Annotated in this window: 18 protein-coding genes and 1 riboswitch; of the genes, 5 read left to right on the plus strand and 13 right to left on the minus strand. The window is 71.6% G+C overall.

What is annotated here, in order from left to right:
* Positions 1 to 128: 128 nt before the first annotated feature.
* The 3 genes from ACFY5B_RS13770 to ACFY5B_RS13780 all read right to left on the minus strand — a co-directional run bounded on the left by ACFY5B_RS13770 (position 129) and on the right by ACFY5B_RS13780 (position 2,472).
* Positions 129 to 785 carry a TetR/AcrR family transcriptional regulator gene (locus tag ACFY5B_RS13770; RefSeq protein ID WP_389968609.1) on the minus strand — a complete coding sequence of 219 codons (657 nt, stop codon included), beginning with the start codon at positions 783 to 785 and terminating at the stop codon, positions 129 to 131.
* Between the two features lie 75 nt (positions 786 to 860).
* The gene (locus tag ACFY5B_RS13775) at positions 861 to 1,001 is read right to left on the minus strand and encodes an SCO1431 family membrane protein (protein WP_351642595.1); all 141 of its coding nucleotides are present in this window, start codon (positions 999 to 1,001) and stop codon (positions 861 to 863) included.
* A 91-nt stretch (positions 1,002 to 1,092) separates the two neighbouring features.
* On the minus strand, positions 1,093 to 2,472 hold the full coding sequence (locus tag ACFY5B_RS13780; RefSeq protein WP_389968611.1) for a peptidase C39 family protein: 1,380 nt from the start codon (positions 2,470 to 2,472) through the stop codon (positions 1,093 to 1,095).
* A 193-nt stretch (positions 2,473 to 2,665) separates the two neighbouring features.
* Here ACFY5B_RS13780 and ACFY5B_RS13785 point away from each other — a divergent pair, with 193 nt between their 5' ends.
* A complete protein-coding gene (locus ACFY5B_RS13785; protein WP_389969186.1) occupies positions 2,666 to 3,322 on the plus strand; it encodes a uridine kinase in 657 nt (218 codons plus the stop codon).
* Positions 3,323 to 3,754: 432 nt separating this feature from the next.
* Complete coding sequence (locus ACFY5B_RS13790) at positions 3,755 to 5,614, plus strand: AAA family ATPase (protein WP_389968613.1); 1,860 nt, start codon at positions 3,755 to 3,757, stop codon at positions 5,612 to 5,614.
* 120 nt (positions 5,615 to 5,734) lie between these two features.
* Here the strand turns inward: ACFY5B_RS13790 and ACFY5B_RS13795 are convergent, their stop codons facing one another.
* The 9 genes from ACFY5B_RS13795 to ACFY5B_RS13835 form a co-directional block, all read right to left on the minus strand.
* Positions 5,735 to 6,811 carry a hemolysin family protein gene (locus tag ACFY5B_RS13795; RefSeq protein ID WP_389968615.1) on the minus strand — a complete coding sequence of 359 codons (1,077 nt, stop codon included), beginning with the start codon at positions 6,809 to 6,811 and terminating at the stop codon, positions 5,735 to 5,737.
* A complete protein-coding gene (locus ACFY5B_RS13800) occupies positions 6,808 to 8,142 on the minus strand; it encodes a hemolysin family protein (protein ID WP_389968617.1) in 1,335 nt (444 codons plus the stop codon). Before ACFY5B_RS13800 ends, ACFY5B_RS13795 begins: the two co-directional genes overlap by 4 nt.
* Positions 8,143 to 8,389: 247 nt before the next feature.
* A complete protein-coding gene (locus tag ACFY5B_RS13805; protein ID WP_389968619.1) occupies positions 8,390 to 8,845 on the minus strand; it encodes a PH domain-containing protein in 456 nt (151 codons plus the stop codon).
* Positions 8,846 to 8,859: 14 nt separating this feature from the next.
* Complete coding sequence (hisG, locus tag ACFY5B_RS13810) at positions 8,860 to 9,708, minus strand: ATP phosphoribosyltransferase (RefSeq protein WP_031108172.1); 849 nt, start codon at positions 9,706 to 9,708, stop codon at positions 8,860 to 8,862.
* Positions 9,709 to 9,755: 47 nt separating this feature from the next.
* Positions 9,756 to 10,028 carry a phosphoribosyl-ATP diphosphatase gene (locus ACFY5B_RS13815; RefSeq protein ID WP_019983911.1) on the minus strand — a complete coding sequence of 91 codons (273 nt, stop codon included), beginning with the start codon at positions 10,026 to 10,028 and terminating at the stop codon, positions 9,756 to 9,758.
* Positions 10,029 to 10,062: 34 nt separating this feature from the next.
* On the minus strand, positions 10,063 to 10,548 hold the full coding sequence (gene ribH / locus ACFY5B_RS13820; protein ID WP_030843258.1) for a 6,7-dimethyl-8-ribityllumazine synthase: 486 nt from the start codon (positions 10,546 to 10,548) through the stop codon (positions 10,063 to 10,065).
* 78 nt (positions 10,549 to 10,626) lie between these two features.
* On the minus strand, positions 10,627 to 11,916 hold the full coding sequence (locus ACFY5B_RS13825; protein ID WP_389968622.1) for a bifunctional 3,4-dihydroxy-2-butanone-4-phosphate synthase/GTP cyclohydrolase II: 1,290 nt from the start codon (positions 11,914 to 11,916) through the stop codon (positions 10,627 to 10,629).
* Positions 11,913 to 12,554 (minus strand): nicotinamide riboside transporter PnuC, encoded by a 642-nt coding sequence (locus ACFY5B_RS13830; RefSeq protein WP_389968624.1) that lies wholly within the window; start codon positions 12,552 to 12,554, stop codon positions 11,913 to 11,915. Before ACFY5B_RS13830 ends, ACFY5B_RS13825 begins: the two co-directional genes overlap by 4 nt.
* A complete protein-coding gene (locus tag ACFY5B_RS13835; protein ID WP_389968625.1) occupies positions 12,551 to 13,159 on the minus strand; it encodes a riboflavin synthase in 609 nt (202 codons plus the stop codon). The genes ACFY5B_RS13830 and ACFY5B_RS13835 overlap by 4 nt, the downstream gene beginning before the upstream one ends.
* Before the next feature lie 145 nt (positions 13,160 to 13,304).
* A riboswitch (FMN riboswitch) is annotated at positions 13,305 to 13,435 on the minus strand.
* Between the two features lie 347 nt (positions 13,436 to 13,782).
* On the opposite strand from ACFY5B_RS13835, the gene ACFY5B_RS13840 reads away from it, so the two are divergent.
* Together ACFY5B_RS13840 and ACFY5B_RS13845 are read left to right on the plus strand one after the other, a co-directional pair.
* Positions 13,783 to 14,670 carry an RNA polymerase sigma-70 factor gene (locus tag ACFY5B_RS13840; protein WP_389968627.1) on the plus strand — a complete coding sequence of 296 codons (888 nt, stop codon included), beginning with the start codon at positions 13,783 to 13,785 and terminating at the stop codon, positions 14,668 to 14,670.
* A gap of 102 nt (positions 14,671 to 14,772) precedes the next feature.
* The gene (locus ACFY5B_RS13845; RefSeq protein WP_389968629.1) at positions 14,773 to 15,549 is read left to right on the plus strand and encodes an SDR family oxidoreductase; all 777 of its coding nucleotides are present in this window, start codon (positions 14,773 to 14,775) and stop codon (positions 15,547 to 15,549) included.
* Between the two features lie 52 nt (positions 15,550 to 15,601).
* Here the strand turns inward: ACFY5B_RS13845 and ACFY5B_RS13850 are convergent, their stop codons facing one another.
* Positions 15,602 to 16,873 (minus strand): ROK family transcriptional regulator, encoded by a 1,272-nt coding sequence (locus ACFY5B_RS13850; RefSeq protein WP_389968631.1) that lies wholly within the window; start codon positions 16,871 to 16,873, stop codon positions 15,602 to 15,604.
* A gap of 135 nt (positions 16,874 to 17,008) precedes the next feature.
* Between ACFY5B_RS13850 and ACFY5B_RS13855 the strand changes: the two genes are divergently transcribed.
* Complete coding sequence (locus tag ACFY5B_RS13855) at positions 17,009 to 18,214, plus strand: MFS transporter (protein ID WP_389968633.1); 1,206 nt, start codon at positions 17,009 to 17,011, stop codon at positions 18,212 to 18,214.
* Positions 18,215 to 18,276 lie beyond the last annotated feature (62 nt).

An 18,276-nucleotide genomic window follows, 5' to 3' on the forward strand; every position in this document is an offset into this window, starting at 1 on the left:
CGGAGGGTGAGGTCTCGTCCGGTCAGGTCTGACCGGACGAGACCTCACCGGTTCGCGACCGACGGCAAGGCGATCAGGTAGGGCAGGGACAGGGGCGGAGGGGCCGGGACGGCCCCTCCGCCCCTCGTTCACAGGCCCCGGCGCGCGGACTGCGGGGCCGGGTGGGCGGGGTCGAGTTCCTCGATCGCGCGCAGGGCGCCGCCGAGGGTCTTCACCAGCAGCTCGCACATGGTGCCGCGGGGCAGTTCGGGACGGTCGATCCATTCGAGCGTGGCGCCCTCGACGCTGCACACCCAGGACAGCAGACCCATCCGTGCCAGCGGTGTGATGTCGACGCGGCCGTACGCACCCTCGGCGATGGTGGTCACGACGGCCTCGCGCACGCCGTCGCGAATGGCGTGCACCTCGGTGTCGAAGCCGACGCCGCCGCTCACGATCGTGCGGTACGCGGCCTGGTTGTACTCGGCGTAGCGCAGATAGCTGTCGATGGTGCGCTGGACCCGGTCGACGGGGGGCAGTTCCGGACCGCTCGCCGCGAGGGTGAGCAGTTCGGTGACGGAGTCCTGGACGATGGCCAGGTAGTAGCCGCGTTTGGACTGGAAGTAGTAGTAGATCAGCCCCTTGGCGACGTGCGCCTGCCGGGCGATGTCGTCCATCGACAGGGCGTCGTACGACGTGTCGGCGAACAACCTCCGCCCGATGGCGATGAGTTCGGCACGGCGCGCCATCGAGCGCTCGGTGCCGCGGACCCTGGGGCGCGCGGCAGGCTGGGGGCTGATATTCAATTTCGACCCTGGTCTCAACGGGCGGGGTGGGACCTCCGCAGTATGGCAGGCCTCACCGCCGGGCCGTGGGTCAGGTCACAGCAGCCCGAGCCGGGTCACGAGCATCGCGACGACCACGACGAGGACCCAGCCCATGAGGTGCTCGACGATCTTCGGGCCGTCGTCCCGGGGGCCGCCGGTGCGGGCGCGGTGGGCGGTGGCTGACTGTGCGGTCATGGCTTCTCGCTGGGTCGGTGGTGCGGACGGAATCCCCCGCCGGTTCCGTCCACCTTGCCACCCGAAACGGCTTTTGCGGCCGTAAGCTCGGTCACACGCGCACGCCCACGGCCCCCAGTGCCGTGCGCTGGGCCGCGTTCGGGCGGGCCGGGAAGTACAGGTAGCAGACCCCGCCGGTGCCCGAGACCACCTTGCCGGAGGCGTTGTACCGCTTGGTCCGGAGCCAGATGTTCTCCCACTCGCGCCGCCGGTAGACGCGCCGCACGGCCTCGTTGGTCGCCGAGAAGGGGTCGTTGGCGATCACGTCACCGTCGGCGGTGAAGCCGACGACGGTCATCAGGTGCCCTGCGGTGCCGTACCCGGCGCCGGTCAGCTCCTCCTTCAGGAACGACTGGGACGTTATGGCCGGGATGCCCGCGGCGATCAGCGTCTCCAGTTCGGTGAGCGAGCCGAGCCGGGTGACCACGCCCTGGAGGTCCTTGAACGTGGCCGCGTAGGCGGCGTTGAAGGGCCAGTTGCCGCAGCCCGCGTACTGGTGGTCGTAGGTGAAGCGGGCCGCGTGGCACACCTGGGGGTCGTCGTACGCGGGATCGACCCAGGCCAGTTGCGCGGCGGTGAGCCGGCCGCCCCAGTACTCGATGACCATCTGGGACGAGGTTGGGCTGCACCAGGCCTCGCCGCCGTTGTCGTACTCGGGGTACCGGCCCTTGTGGATCTCCTGCGAGTAGCGCGGGACGGTCAGCTCCTTCGCGAGTCCGGGTGCGGACGCCGGGACGGTGAAGCGGTCGGGCACGTCGGAGCCCATGGCGCCGAGCCGCCATACGGTGGGGGTGGCCTTGGTGCCGGGCTTGCGGTGGAGGGTCAGGCGCAGCCGGTAGGAGGCCAGACGCAGGCCGGTCGACGGGTCGTCGATCGCCAGCGTGTCGGTCCAGACCGTGCTCTTGGTGTCCTTCTGGTCGTCGACCGAGGTGCGGCGGATGTCCCGGTCGCCGGCGGCCCAGCGGCCCATGACGTACCAGGGCGTGCTGGAGCCGTCGGTGTAGGTGCCCTTGATCTCGGCCTGGATCCAGGTGCCGGCCGGAGTGTGCGCGTTCCACGAGACGATCGCCTCGGTCGCGGGAACGGCGAGCCGGTGCACGGGGGACGTCCAGGTGGCGTACTCCCAGGCGGCGGTGGTGCCGGTGTGCGGGTCCGTGTGGTCGACCGTCCCGGCGGGCTTCGCGATGACCACGCCGGGGCGGGTGCCCGCGACGGCCCGGGTGCCCTTGGCCGTGCCGCCGGACCAGTCGCCGTACGAGACCCAGAACCTGTTGTCGACGGTATGGGCCGGGACCGCCCGGGCTGGGTCTGCGGTGTCGGTCGTCATGAGGGCCTCGGGGTCGGCGGCCGCCGGGCCCGCGCTCGCGGTGACGGCGGCGGCGACCGCGGCGGCCAGGACGTTTCGGCGGGACGGCTGTTCGGCTCTGCGCATGGCGGGGCCCCCGGATGTCGGAGTCGGGCAGGTGCGGAGCAGGTCCGTGCACGGCGGTTCACATCCGTGCGTGCGCCACATATGAGCACAGGCGGCCGTGTCCTGCCAGCACTTCGACGCGCGCCGCGCCCACCAATATTGGCGTCGACCAGTGGCGCCCTCGGCAGACACCGTCGTTAGAGTGCTGAGCGAGATGAATCCGCCCTTCCGCCCCGCGCCCGGCCCCGCCGTCCGTGATCTGGCTGCCCGGATCCGCAGCCTCTCCCCCGCCTGCGGCCCGGTCCGGCTCGTGGGGGTCGACGGGCACGCCGGGTCCGGAAAGAGCACGTTCGCCGAGCAGCTGGCCGCGGCGCTGGACGGTGCGCCGGTGCTGCGCCTCGACGACGTCGCCAGTCACGACGCGCTGTTCGACTGGACCGGCCGCCTGCTGGACCAGGTGATCGAGCCGCTCGCCCAGGGCAGGACCGCCCACTACGCCCCCTACGACTGGCGAGCCCGCCGCTTCGGCTCCCCGCGCTCGCTGGCGCCCGCGCCGGTGATCCTCGTCGAGGGTGTCGGCGCGGGGCGCCGTGCGCTGCGCCCGCACCTGGCCCTGCTGCTGTGGATGGAGCTGCCGCGCGAGGAGGCCTGGGCGCGGGGCCGGTCCCGGGACGGGGAGGAGCAGCGGGAGTTCTGGGACGGATGGGTCCCCGCCGAGCGCCGGCATTTCGCCGACGACCCTTCACGGCCGTTCGCCGACCTTCTGGTACGGCAGCGGGAGAAGGGATATGAGGTGCTCGCGGGACCTGCGGGGGCCGTTGGGCCGGACCAGCCCCTCACGCACGGTGACGAACCGCCCGCGGTGTGCTGAACCTGTGAAAGGCCTTGCGGGACAACTTGCCGGAGTGCTCCAACTCGGCTTGACCGCTGGGCCGTACAGGTCTTACGTTCTCAATGTGCGGCATCGGAGCCGCCCACAGACGCGAAGCCCCCGGTTGTTCCCCCGTGATCGGGGGCTTCGTTCTGTTCTCTTACGGATTTCCGCCCGCCGCGTGACGCCGAGCGCTCACCCTGGGTCACCGCGCACGCGCCTGCCGCATCCGCTCCCACCTCGCCGAACGGCCCGTGCGGCACCCTACGGGCGCGCCGCCCCCGAAGGTACGATGCCCTCGTCGCGACCTACGGACGGTTGCTTCGCGCACGGTGCAACTCCGGTCCGTGGCACAGCGGTTCGAGAGCAGGGCAGCCGGCTGGGGGACGGCTCGTTGGCATACCGACGGGGGCACGGTTCGTGGGGGACGTGATGGACTTCGGCACGCAGGGCCCACAGGCCCCGGCCGACCTCGCCTGGCTGCGAGGCGTGGACGCCTACACCATGGGCGCGTATCCGCAGGCGGAGGAGGAGTTCCGGGCCGCCGTGCGGATGGACTCCGGGATGGCCGACGCCTGGCTCGGGCTGCACGCGCTGCGCGTCGAGACGACGACCGCGCTGCTGCGGATGTTCCGGCATCGGGACCGTTTCGGCGAACAGCGCTCCCGCTACCACCGCACGCTCAACTCCTGGTACTGGCTGGGCTGGTGGGTGCAGCCCGTACTGGAGAGCCCCCGCGACCTGCTGCTCGCGCACGCCTCCCACTGGCTGGACGGCCGTCACGTCCCCGAGCTGGACCGGGCCCTCGCCGGACTGCCGCCCGTGGACACCGACCACCAGGTCCGCTTCCTGCACTCCTGCCGCGCCTATCTGGTCAAGGACTGGGAGCAGCTGGTCCGCCACACCGATCCGCTGCTCGACGATGCGATGCTCGGCATCGAGGCGGGCCTGTTCGGCGGTATGGCCCGGGTGCGCCTTGAGATGTACGGCCAGGCCGAACCCCTGCTGTCCGCCGCGCTGATGCGCTGTCGCAGCGAGCAGCCCCAGCGCAAGGAGCTGCGCTACTGGCTGGCCCGGGCGCACGAGGGCACCGGCCGCAGTGCCGCGGCGCTCCCCCTGTACCGGGCCGTGCACCGCGTCGACCCGGCCTTCATGGACACCTCCGCCCGGCTCACCGCCATCGCCGAGGGCGACGGGTACGACGAGGTCACGGACCTGGCGGCGATCACGCTCACCGGGGCGGGCCAGGACGCCGTGGACGGTCCGGACGGGTTCGATCCGCCCTTCGGCCTCGAGGGGCGCGATCTGCGACTGCCCGACCCCGAGCCGCCGATCGCCCCTCTGCCTCCGGTGACCGGCCCGCCGGTCCGCGAGCGGATGGGCCCCGCTCCGTCCCTGCCCGCGGGGCCCACCGACCCGGCGTTACTGGAGGAGGCGCTCGCCGAGCTCGAACGCATGGTGGGCCTGGAGCCGGTGAAGCGCCAGGTCAAGGCGCTGTCGGCGCAGTTGAACATGGCCCGGCTGCGAGCCGGTCAGGGCCTCCCGGTCCAGCCGCCGAAACGCCACTTCGTCTTCTCCGGCCCCTCCGGCACCGGCAAGACCACCGTCGCCCGCATCCTCGGCCGCGTCTTCTACGCCCTCGGGCTGCTCGGCGGCGACCACCTCGTGGAGGCCCAGCGGGCCGACCTGGTCGGCGAGTACCTCGGGCAGACGGCCGTGAAGGCCAACGACCTGATCGACTCGGCCCTCGGGGGCGTCCTCTTCGTCGACGAGGCTTACGCGCTGTCCAACTCGGGCTACGGCAAGGGGGACGCGTACGGCGACGAGGCTCTGCAGGTGCTGCTGAAGCGCGCGGAGGACAACCGGGACCACCTGGTGGTGATCCTGGCCGGCTACCCGGAGGGCATGGACCGCCTGCTCGCCGCGAACCCCGGGCTGTCGTCCCGTTTCACCACCCGCGTCGACTTCCCCTCGTACCGGCCGCTCGAACTCACCGAGATCGGCAAGGTGCTCGCGGCCGAGAACGGCGACCTGTGGGACGAGGAGGCCCTGGACGAGCTGCGGTCCATCGCCGGGCACGTGGTGGACCAGGGGTGGATCGACGAGCTGGGCAACGGGCGGTTCCTGCGGACGCTGTACGAGAAGAGCTGTGCGTACCGGGATCTGCGGCTGTCGGTGTATCCCGGGGTGCTGGGCCGGGAGGATCTGGCGACGCTGCGGCTACCGGATCTGATGCAGGCGTACGGGGAGGTCTTGTCGGGGCGGGGGCCGCAGGATCCGTCGGCGATGTGAGTTCGTCGGCCGCGGGCCGGTGGGGGGCTGGTCGCGCAGTTCCCACGCGCCCTGGGTGGGTGCCGTACCCGGGGCGCGGGGAACCGCGCGACCAGCCCCCACGCGCCCGCAGCCACGGTGCTAGGTCGCCAGCACCTCTTCACCGGACCTCGGCTCGGTCAGCTTCACCTCGCGCACCTGACGATGCGCGGGATCCCGCACCTCCCCCACCAGCAGCTCCAGCACATCCTCCAGGGCGACCAGTCCGAGCACCTTCCCGGACGCGTCGGCCACCTGGGCCAGGTGCGTCGCCGCGCGCCGCATCACGGTCAGCGCGTCGTCCAGGGGCAGCTCGGGCCGCAGGGTCGTCATGGGACGCCACAGGTGCTGCGGCACGGCCCGGTCGGAGTCCTCGAGGTCGAGGACGTCCTTGACGTGCAGGTATCCCATGAAGGCCCCGGTGTCCGCGGCGACCGGGAACCGGGAGTAGCCCGTGCGGGCCGTGAGCTCGACGATCCGCCCGGGGGTGACCGCCGGGCTGACCGTCACCAGCGACTCCCGCTTGAGCAGGACGTCCGTCACCGGGCGGGAGCCCAGCTCCAGGGCGTCCTCCAGGCTCTCGGCCTCCTCGGGGTCGAGCAGGCCCGCCTGGCCGGCGTCCTCCACCAGCCGGTTGAGCTGTTCGCTGGTGAAGACGGCCTCGACCTCGTCCCTGGGCTCGACGTGGAAGAGCCGCAGGATGCCCTGCGAGACGGCGCCGAGGGCGGCGGTGATGGGCTTGCAGAAACGTGCGAACCAGACCAGGCCGGGGCTGAGCCACAGCGCGACCTTCTCGGGGGCCGCCATCGCCAGGTTCTTCGGGACCATCTCGCCGATGACGAGGTGGAAGAAGACCACGGCGGCGAGGGCGATGACGTAGGTCAGCGGATGGATCATGCCGTGCGGCAGGTGGATCCAAGCGAAGACCGGCTCCAGCAGGTGCGCGACCGTCGGTTCGGCGACCGCGCCCAGCGTCAGCGAGCAGATCGTGATGCCGAACTGGGCCGCCGCCATCATCTGCGGCAGCCGCTCCAGCCCGTAGAGGACCTGCCGGGAGCGGGCCGTGCCGAGCGGTTCGATCTGGCTGCGGCGGACCGAGACGAGCGCGAACTCGGCGCCGACGAAGAAACCGTTGGCGAGCACGAGCAGCGCGGCGAAGAGAAGCTGGAGCACGCTCATCGGGCGGCCTCCGCCATGGAGACCACCGGGGCCGTCCGCACCAGCCGGACCCGTTCCGCGCGGTAGTGGCCGACCTGGCGCACCGACAGGCGCCAGCCGGGCAGCTCCGCCTTGTCGCCGACGGCCGGGATACGGCCCAGCAGGTCGGCGATCAGGCCCGCGACCGTCTCGTAGGGGCCCTCGGGCACGTCGAGGCCTATGCGCAGCAGGATGTCGACCCGGCAGCTGCCGTCGACGTCCCAGGCGGGCCTGCCGTCCTCGGGCGGCGCGGCGGCCAGCTCGGGCAGGTCGTGGCCGTCGTGCTCGTCGCGGACCTCGCCGACGATCTCCTCGACGATGTCCTCCAGCGTGACGACACCGGCGGTGCCGCCGTACTCGTCGACGACGACCGCGATGGGCTGTTCGCTGCGCAGACGGGTGAGGAGCGGCCGTACGGGCAGCGTCTCGGGGACGAGCAGCGCCGGGCGGGCGATGTGTCCGACGGGGGTGCGCAGCCGGTCCTGGACGGGGACGGCCAGGGCGTCCTTGAGGTGGGCCATGCCGACGACCTCGTCGATCTTCTCCCGGTAGACCGGGAAGCGGGACAGGCCCGTGGCCCGGGTCAGGTTGACGACGTCCTCGGCGGTGGCCGAGGACTGCAGGGCGCTGACCTTCACGCGGGGCGTCATCACGTGCTGCGCGGTCAGCTCGCCCAGCGACAGGGTCCGGACGAACAGGTCGGCCGTGTCCTGCTCCAGGGCACCGGCCAGGGCCGAGTGGCGGGCCAGGGAGACGAGTTCGCCGGGGGTGCGGGCGGAGGCCAGCTCCTCGGCGGGTTCGATGCCCAGGGCGCGCACGAGCCGGTTCGCGACGGCGTTGAGGCCGGCGATGACCGGGCGGAACAGCCGGGCGAAGACGTGCTGCGGGCCCGCGACGAAGCGTGCGACCTGCAGCGGCCGGGACACCGCCCAGTTCTTGGGCAGGAGCTCGCCGATCACCATCTGCACGGCGCTGGCCAGCAGCATGCCGACGACGACCGTGACACCGGAGACGGCTCCCTCGGGGATGCCGATCGAGGTGAACGGGCCATGCAGCAGCTCGGCGAGGGCCGGTTCGGCGAGCATGCCGACGACGAGGGAGGTGATGGTGATGCCGAGCTGGGTGCCGGAGAGCTGGAACGACAGTTCCTTGAGCGATTCGACGACCCGGTGTGCGCGCCGGTCGCCCTCGGCGGCGGCCTTCTCGGCCTCGGGCCGCTCGACCGTCACGAGTCCGAATTCGGCCGCCACGAAGAACCCGTTGGCGAGAATCAGCAGGAACGCGGCTGCCAGGAGCAGCAGGGGGGTGGTCATGATGCCGCCGCCTCCACACGGTCACGTACCCCGGGAACGGGATACGCGCTATGTCGGCAGGGGGCGGCGCAGGTACTGCAGGACGATCCGTCCATCGCCGGAGAGGGTCACTCCTCGGTTAGCAGGAGCCCCTGGCGCACCGGGCGGGGCGGCAGGGGCGGAGGCGCATCCGTTCGCGCCTCCGGAAACAGATTAATCAAGACATGGCCCGATGCGGCAGGGTGACCGCCCTGAGGATCTCAACGGGTCAGTCCTGACGCCGCTCGGGGTCCGCCACCGAACGGGCCTCGACGAGCGCCCGCAGGGCCCGGGCATCGGCGATCGCACGCTGCTTGGCCAGGCCCGGCTGGATGCCCAGAGCAGGCAGGCTGGTGCCGTCGCTGAGGTTGAGGAACACCCAGGGGTCGCCGGGCCGGAGGGTCACCTGGAGGATCTCCGCCCACTCCAGACGGCGCTTGTTCGTGAGATTGACGACAGTGACGCCGTCCTCGTCCACGACGACCTTGGGTCGCGCCAGCAGGAGCAGCACGGCGTCCAGCAGGAGCGCCGTGAAGACGAAGCTCACGCGCTCGCCGGGGCTGAGCTGCTTCAGCAGCATCGAGACCGCCGTGATCACCACGAAGATGGCGACGGCCGCCGTGAGCAGCACCACGCGGGTGCTGCCCGGCCGGAATGTGACGGGCAGGGTGGGCAGATCGGACATCTCGCGTACGCCCCTCAGAGACGGCAGGCGTGGATGGCCGTGGTCAGGATGGCCCGGGCACCGATGTCGTACAGGTCGTCCATGATCCGCTGGGCTTCCTTGGCCGGGACCATGGCGCGGACGGCGACCCAGCCCTCGTTGTGCAGCGGGGAGACGGTCGGGGACTCCAGGCCGGGCGTGAGGGCGACGGCCTTCTCCAGCTGCTCCACGCGGCAGTCGTAGTCCATCATCACGTACGTCCGGGCGACCAGGACGCCCTGGAGGCGGCGCAGGAACTGCTGCACCTTGGGGTCGTCGGCGTCCGCGCCGGTGCGGCGGATCACGACGGCCTCGGACTGCATGATCGGCTCGCCGGCGACCTCCAGGCCCGCGTTGCGCAGTGAGGTGCCGGTCTCGACGACGTCGGCGATGACCTGGGCGACGCCGAGCTGGATGGCGGTCTCGACGGCACCGTCGAGGTGCACGACGGAGGCGTCGATGCCGTGCTCGGCGAGGTGTGCCGCGACGATGCCCTCGTAGGAGGTGGCGATCGTCTTGCCGGTCAGGTCCGCCAGGCCGCTGATCGTGCCGGGCTTGGTGGCGTAGCGGAAGGTGGAGCGGGCGAAGCCGAGGGCGAGGATCTCCTCGGCTTCGGCGCCGGAGTCGATGAGCAGGTCCCGGCCGGTGAGGCCGATGTCGAGCTGCCCGGAGGCGACGTAGATCGCGATGTCGCGGGGGCGGAGGTAGAAGAACTCGACCTCATTCACCGGGTCGACGATCCGCAGTTCCTTGGACTCCCGGCGCTGCTGGTAGCCGGCCTCATGCAGCATCTCCGCCGCAGGGCCGGACAGGGAACCCTTGTTGGGGACGGCGATGCGCAGCATGAGGTCGGCTTCCTTTGCGTGGTGTCTTACGGGAACGGGGGTGCGGCTCAGAGGTGGGCGTAGACGTCGTCGAGGGAGATGCCGCGGGCGACCATCATCACCTGGACGTGGTACAGCAGCTGCGAGATCTCCTCGGCGGCGGCTTCCTTGCCCTCGTACTCGGCGGCCATCCACACCTCGGCGGCCTCTTCGACGACCTTCTTGCCGATGGCGTGGACGCCCTTGCCGACCAGTTCTGCGGTGCGGGAAGTGGCGGGGTCGCCCTGGGCGGCCTTGTGCTGGAGCTCGGTGAAGAGCTCCTCGAACGTCTTCTTGGACATGGTGACGCTCAGCCTATGCCACATGTGCCTTTCGTCAGTGCCAGGGTTCGGATACTGAGCGGAGGGTGGCCGCGGTCGCCACCGCAGCGGTCACCGCCTCGTGCCCCTTGTCCTCGTTGGAGCCCTCGATCCCGGCGCGGTCCAGGGCCTGTTCCTCGGTGTCGCAGGTCAGCACGCCGAAGCCGACGGGGACGCCGGTGTCGACGGAGACCTGGGTGAGGCCCTGGGTCACGCCCTGGCACACGTACTCGAAGTGGGGGGTTCCGCCGCGGATGACGACGCCGAGGGCGACGATCGCGTCGTAGCCGCGGCCCGCGAGGACCTTGGCGACGACCGGGAGTTCCCAGCTGCCGGGGACCCTGAGCAGGGTCGGCTCGTCGATGCCCAGGTCGTGCAGGGCGCGCAGGGCGCCGTCGACCAGGCCGTTCATCACCTTCTCGTGCCACTGTGCCGCGATGACGGCGACCCGGAGGTCACCCACATTGCGTACGGACAGTTCCGGTGCACCCTTGCCGCTCACGTCTCTCCTCAGAGCTTTCTCGCTGTGCCGTCTTGCTGTCTTGCTGGCCGTCTTGCTGTGCCGTCTTGCTGTGCTGCCTTACTGGTTGCCGCAGGCCGGCACGGTGGTCGTGTCCAGCCAGGGCAGGTCGTGGCCCATCCGGTCCCGCTTGGTGCGCAGGTAGCGGAGGTTGTGCTCGCCTGCGTTCACGGGCATCGGCACACGGGCCTTGACCACGATGCCGTGGCGGACGAGCGCGTCGGTCTTGTCGGGGTTGTTGGTCAGCAGCCGGACGCCGCGCACGCCGAGGTCGGCGAGGATCTGCGCGCCGGCGGCGTAGTCGCGGGCGTCGGCGGGCAGGCCGAGTTCGAGGTTGGCGTCGAGGGTGTCGCGGCCGCGCTCCTGGAGTTCGTAGGCGCGCAGTTTGGACATCAGGCCGATGCCGCGGCCCTCGTGTCCGCGCAGGTAGACCACGACGCCCCGGCCCTCCTCCTGGATGCGGGCGAGGGAGGCGTCGAGCTGGGGGCCGCAGTCGCAGCGGGCCGAGCCGAAGACGTCACCGGTGAGGCATTCGGAGTGGACGCGGACGAGGACGTCCTGGCCGTCGCCGATCTCGCCGTGCACCAGGGCGACGTGCTCGACGCCGTCGACGGTGGAGCGGTAGCCGTGGGCGGTGAAGGTGCCGTGGACGGTGGGCAGTTGGGTCCTGGCCTCGCGGCGGACGGTGGGTTCGCTGCTGCGGCGGTAGGCGATCAGGTCCTCGATGGAGATGATCGTCAGGCCGTGCTTGCGGGCGAAGGGGATCAGCTCGGGCAGGCGCAGCATGGTGCCGTCCTCGCCGGCGATCTCGACGATCGCTCCGGCCGGGCGCAGGCCCGCGAGCCGGGCGAGGTCGACGGCGGCCTCGGTGTGGCCGTTGCGGGTGAGGACGCCGCTGGGCCGGGCGCGCAGCGGGAAGATGTGGCCGGGGCGGACGAAGTCGTCGGGCTCGGAGACTCCGTCGGCGAGCAGCCGGAGGGTGGTGGCGCGGTCGGAGGCGGAGATGCCGGTGCTCACGCCGTGCGCGGCGGAGGCGTCGACGGAGACCGTGAACGCGGTCTTCATCGACTCGGTGTTGTCCTCGACCATCTGCGGGAGGTTCAGCCGGTCCAGTTCGTCGCCCTCCATGGGGGCGCAGATCAGGCCGCGGCACTCGCTCATCATGAAGGCGACGATCTCGGGGGTCGCCTTCTCGGCGGCGATGACGAGGTCGCCCTCGTTCTCCCGGTCCTCGTCGTCGACGACCACGACGGGGCGGCCGGCCGCGATGTCGGCGATGGCCTGCTCGACGGGGTCGAGCGCGAACGTCTCGACGTCGTCGGTGCTGTACAGGGCGGTTGTGGCGCTCATGCCGGCGCTCCTTCCAGGGTGGGCCGCGCGGCCTGCCGCGAGCGCAGCCACCAGTCGCGCAGGCCCCACAGGACGAGCGCGCCGTAGATGACGTAGACGAAGCCGGAGAAGGCGTAGCCGTTGGCGAAGTTGAGGGGGACGCCGACGACGTCGACGAGGAGCCAGGCGAACCAGAACTCGACCATGCCGCGGGCCTGTGCGTACATCGCGACGACGGTGCCGACGAAGATGTAGGCGTCGGGCCAGGGGTCCCAGGACAGCTTCGGGTACGCCGTGAACAGCAGCGCCACCGCGACCGTGCCGACGGCGGCCGCCGCGGCCATCGCGGCGCGCTCGCGCCAGGTGGCGAACCGTACGGCGATGTGGCCGTCTTCGCCCTGGCCCGTGCCGCGCTGCCACTGCCACCAGCCGTACAGGGCGACGATCATGACGACGGCCTGCTTGCCGGCGCTGCCGGTGAGGTGGCCGTAGAAGGCTCCGAAGAGGATGAGGCCGGCCAGGAACTGTACGGGCCAGGTCCAGATGGAGCGCCGCCAGCCGAGGGCCAGGGCGGCCAGGCCGAAGAGGTTGCCGACCATGTCGGACCAGAGGATGTGCTGGCCGAAGACGACGAACGCCTCGGAGTTCAGCGTGTTCACCGGCCGGCCCCCTGCGCACGGTCGCCCAGCATCCGCTCGACGTACTTGGCGATGACGTCCACTTCGAGGTTGACCGGGTCGCCGGGCTGTTTGTGGCCGAGCGTGGTCAGGTCGAGGGTGGTGGGGATGAGGCTGACGGTGAAGTGGTCGGGGCCGGCGTCGACGACCGTGAGGCTGATGCCGTCGACGGTGATGGAGCCCTTCTCGACCACGTAGCGGGTGAGGTCGGCGGGCAGGGAGATCTTCACGATCTCCCAGTTCTCCGAGGGCTTGCGCTCCAGGATCTCGCCGGTGCCGTCCACGTGGCCCTGCACGATGTGCCCGCCGAGGCGTTCGCCGACGGCCATGGGGCGTTCGAGGTTGACGCGGGAGCCGGCCTTCAGGGCACCGAGGCTGGAGCGGTTAAGGGTCTCCGCCATGACGTCGGCCGTGAACTCGTCGCCCTCGTGGTCGACGACCGTGAGGCACACTCCGTTCACGGCGATCGAGTCGCCGTGCTTGGCGCCTTGGGTGACGACCGGTCCACGCAGGCGGAAGCGACAGGCGTCGTCGAGGGTCTCGACGGCGGTGACCTCGCCCAGCTCTTCGACGATTCCGGTGAACACTTCCCGGGTCCTCCTGCCTCTTCGGGCACGGACTCCGGGGCTGTCGATGACGACAGAAGATACGAGCAGGAACACCGGGGACGACGCCGGACGGAGTCCGCCACGAGGGACGGACTTCTCGGCGGCGCGCACGAATGCCCGCTCGCCGCGCACTGCCTCCCATCCGGACTTTAACCGTCGGTCCAGGAATTTCACCTGGTCAACCGGCCGCTGGAGGCGACCGGGTCGCGGACTGTAACCGCCGGTTCGGACTTTCACCGACCCCGGAGTGCGCTGCTACTGGTACACGGCCAGTGTGCCACGCCTGATCGACATGCAAAGAGGCGAAGCGTGTGGGCTGCCTCACAGACTGTGCCGCCCTCCTTCCCGAGCGCGACCGGTGCCCCAACTTCCGCATCGACACGACGCCTTGAAGCCCGGCCTTGGTACACACCTATTGACGAAATGGTCTAGTCCTTTTTAGGGTCATCGTCAGGGTGGGCTCGCTCACCCCCACTGACCGGCCCGGCGGCGGTGACGACGGCCCTTGCCCGCCGTCGGGCCCTCTGACACTTCCGGGTCCCGTGCCCGGGCTCCGTATGCCGGGGCCCCTGGGCGAGCTGCCCTCTGGCAGGGTGAGTCGTATGACCACGCTCACCGCCGAGGAGTTCGAAGTCCACCGGCCCCGGCTCTTCTCGCTCGCCTACCGGCTGCTGGGCTCCGCAGAGGAGGCGGAGGACGCGGTCCAGGACGCCTACCTGCGCTACAGCGGCGCAGACCGGGCGGGGATCGAGCACCCGGCGGCCTGGCTGGCCAAGGTCGTCACCAACCTCTGCCTGAACCGGCTCACGTCCGCGCGGGCCCGGCGCGAGCGGTACGTCGGGACCTGGCTGCCCGAGCCCGTGGTCACCTCGGACGGCACGCTCGGCCCGCTGGAGTCCGCGGAGCAGCGGGACGCCGTGTCGATGGCGATGCTGGTGCTGCTGGAGCGGCTGACGCCGACCGAGCGGGCGGTGTACGTGCTGCGCGAGGCGTTCGGCTACGGGCACCGGGAGATCGCCGGGGTGCTGGACCTGAGCGAGGCCAACTGCCGTCAGCTGTACCGGCGTGCCGTGCGGCGGGTGGGCGAACCGCAGGCCCGCTTCGAGCCCGCCTCCGAGCGGCAGGAAGAGCTGGTCACCTCGTTCATCACGGCGGCCCGTGACGGGGACCTGGCCGGGCTGGAGAAATTGCTCGCGGCCGACGCGACCTGGTGGAGCGACGGTGGCGGCAAGGTCACCGCGGCGCGGTGGCCCATCGAGGGCGGGCCCGACATCGCCCGCTTCCTGGCGGGCGGCGGGCCGAAGTTCGCGAAGGGCCTGGAGTTCGTGCCGACCGAGGTCAACGGGGCGCCGGGGCTTGCGAGCTGGGCGGGCGACACGCTCGTCGGACTGTCGGTGGTCGAGGTGCGCGACGGGCTGGTCACGGGTGTGCGAGCCGTGGTCAACCCGGAGAAGCTGACGTTCGCACGGCGTCAGCTCAGCCGGTCGTAGGACCGCGGGGCGCGCCTGTCACATTCGGCGGGGGTTGTTCGGTCTCAGTCAGCGAGGGGCGCCCCACCCGGGAGCGCCCGGCGTCCGAAGGGGCTGAACAACATGACCACGATCCTGGTGACCGGTGGCACCGGAACGCTCGGGCGGCTCGTCGCCGAGCGGTTGCGCGCGGGCGGCCACGAGGTGCGGGTGCTCAGCCGGCACAGCGAGCCGTACGCGGTGGATCTGCGGGCGGGCGGAGCCGGGCTGGACGCGGCCGTCGCCGGTGTGGACACGATCGTGCACTGCGCGTCGTCGCAGAAGGGGGACGAGCGGGGGGCGGAGAACCTGATCAGGGCGGCGCGCGGTGCGGGCGTGCGTCATCTCGTCTACGTGTCGATCGTGGGTGTCGACGAGGTGCCGTTCCCGTACTACCGGAGCAAGCTCGCGGTGGAGAGGCTGGTCGAGGAGTCGGGGCTCGGCTGGACCGTGCTGCGGGCGACGCAGTTCCACGATCTGCTGATCATGATGTTCCAGGGGCTGTCGAAACTGCCGGTGATGTTCCTGCCGGCGGGAGTGCGGGACCAGCCGGTGGAGGTGGCCGAGGTGGCGGACCGGCTGGTCGAACTGGCGGCGGGCACGCCGGCGGGACGGGTCGAGGACATGGGCGGGCCGGAGGTACGGCCGCTGGAATCCCTGGCCCGTGCGTACCTGAAGGCGTCGGGCCGCCGGCGAGCGGTGGTGAACGTACCGCTGTGGGGAGCGGCGTACCGGGGCTTCCGCGACGGGGGCCATCTGGCGCCGCGACGGGCGGTGGGGAAGGGGTCGTTCGAGGAGCACCTGGAGAGGCGGTTCGGGGGCGGCCGGGCCCAGGCGGGGAGCGGGCGGTCCGGGGTCTGAGGGAGCAGACGGCGGGAGAGGATGGAGGGGTCCGGTTCCGGTCCTGCCCGGTCTACCAGCCCGGGGAGAGCTGGGATGGGGGTTCTCCGGGCGTGAACAGTTCCTCCTGGGCGCGGTTCCGAGCGGTCAGCAGTGCGCCGCGCAGGACCGCGCCGCCGCCCAGGGTCGTCGCCCGTACCTCCGTGGGCAGTGGCGTCATCCGGGCGATGCGGTCCCGCACCCGTGAGGCGAGCTCCTCGCCACCGGCCTGACCGATCTCACCGCCGAGCACCACGCACCCGGGATCCAGAATCGCCACGACGGAGGCGACCCCCACGGCGAGACGATCGGCGAGGGCGTCCAGGAAGCGGGCGGTGGGGGCAGGGGTCGGCAGTGAGGGTGCGCCGGCTCCGGGGGTGAGCGATTCGGCCCCGTCCGCCGCCGCCCGCACCACGGCGACCGCCGCCCGCACCACCCCCACGGCGGACGTCTGCTCCCCCGGCGGCACCGGAATGCCGCACTCGGCCGCGAGGGCCGCGACCGCCGACGAGGAGGCCAGCGAGTGGAAGCCGCCCTCACAGTCCGTGGCCGACGGCAGCGCGGCCGTGCCCGGGACCGGGAGGAAGCCGATCTCGCCGGTGCCGCCGGAGGCGCCGCGGCGAAGGGCGCCGTCGAGGACCACGGCCGCTCCCGGCGCATGGCCGAGCCACAGCAGGACGAAGGTGTCCCGGTCCCGGGCCGCCCCGTCGCGCTGCTCGGCCAGCGCCGCGAGGTTCGTCTCGTTCTCGACGCTGAAGCGGGCCTCGGGCAGGCGCTCCTGCAGGGTGGCGACGAGCCGGCGGTGCCACTCCGGCAGTCCGGTGGAGTCACGGAGTTCGCCACTGGACGGGTCGATCAGGCCGGGCGCACCGATCCCCACGGTGTGCAAGCGATCGGCACCGGCCGCCTTCGCCACGTGCTCGACCAGCGTGACCGCCTGCTCCACGGCGGAACCCGTGCCGGTGTCGTCCCCGATGGGCACCGATGCCTCGGCCAGCACCCGCCCCACCAGGTCCGCGACGGCCACGGCGACGCTCTCGGTACGGACGTCGAGGGCGGCCAGGTGCGCCCGGTCGGCGACGATGCCGTAGACCTTCGCGTTGGGGCCGCGTCGCCGCTCCCCCGCCTCGCCGACCACCGCGACCAGTCCGGCGGCGGTGAGGCGTTCGACGAGGTCGGCGACGGTCGGCCGGGACAGACCGGTCAGCTGCTTCAACTGCCCTGCCGTCAACGGGCCTTCCTGCTGGAGCAGGCGCAGGGCGAGCCGGTCGTTGATGGCCCGGGCGGTGCTCGGGGATGCGGGCATGGGCGGATCCTCCCAGATCGAAGAGGCCGTCGACCGTGGCCAGCGGGAAACCCTCTTATTATCAGGCAGGCTTCCTGATAGTTTACGCCCGCACCGGTCACGGAACACGGCAGAGACCCGGAGGGGGACCGCAGAATGGGCAGCATGGTCGACGAACAGCGCGAGGTGAAGCGGTCCCGGTACGCCGTGGCCGCCGTCTTCGCCGTGCACGGCGCCGTGACCGGTTCGTTCGCGACCCGCGTGCCGTGGATCCAGGACCACGCGGGCGTGAGCGCCGGCCAGCTGGGAATCGCGCTCGCCTTCCCCGCGTTCGGCGCGTCCGTGGCGATGCCGCTCGCCGGCGGCATCATCCACCGCTTCGGCTCCCGGAACGCGCTGCGCGGACTGATCGCCCTGTGGACGCTGTCGCTGGTCCTGCCGTCCCTCTCGCCGAACCTGGTGACGCTCTGTCTGGCCCTGTTCACGTACGGCGCGACGGCCGGCATGACCGACGTGGCGATGAACGCGCTGGGCGTCGAGGTCGAGAACCGCCTCGGGCGGTCGATCATGTCCGGACTGCACGGAATGTGGAGCGTGGGTGCCCTGGTCGGCTCGGCGGCCGGCACGCTCGCCGCGCACCTCGGCTCGGACGCCCGGTTGCACCACGCCCTCGCCGCCGCCGTGCTCACCGTCATGGGGGTGCTGTCCTGCCAGTGGGTGCTCGACCTGCAGCCCGCCGAGGACGACGACCCACCGCCGCGGTTCGCGCTGCCGCCCCGGTCGGCGCTGCTCATCGGCGCGATCGGGTTCTGCGCGGTGTTCGCCGAGGGAGCGAGCCTGGACTGGTCGGCCGTCTACCTGCGCGAGCAGCTGGAGACCTCGGCCGGTCTCGCGGCGGCGTGCACCACGGGCTTCACGCTCACCATGGCCGTCGCCCGGCTCGCCGGTGACAAGGTCGTGGACCGCTTCGGTGCCGTGCGGACGGTGCGGGCGAGCGGGGTGTTCGCCGTCCTGGGTGGGCTGCTGATCGTGGTCTCCGACCATCCTGCCGTGGCGATGAGCGGATTCGCGCTGATGGGACTGGGCATCGCCGTCGTCGTGCCGTTGTGCTTCGCCGCCGCCGGCCGCAGCGGATCCAACCCGAGCCTGGCCATCGCGGGCGTCGCGACCATCACGTACACCTCGGGGCTGATCGCGCCGAGCGCGATCGGGATGCTGGCGCAGGCGACGAGCCTGATGGTGTCGTTCTGCCTGGTGACGGCGCTGTCGTGCGGCCTGGTGGCGTTCGCGGGTGTGCTGCGGCCCGGCGAGCGGACGAAGATCGGCCGGACGGACGCGGCGGTTCCCGAACCACGGCCCTGAGGGGACACTCGACCGTCCAGGTCAGCCCCGGTCAGGATCGGCCCCCGGCGCACCCCGACAAT

The organism is Streptomyces sp. NPDC013187 (assembly GCF_042899705.1).
Classification (GTDB): domain Bacteria; phylum Actinomycetota; class Actinomycetes; order Streptomycetales; family Streptomycetaceae; genus Streptomyces; species Streptomyces hawaiiensis_A.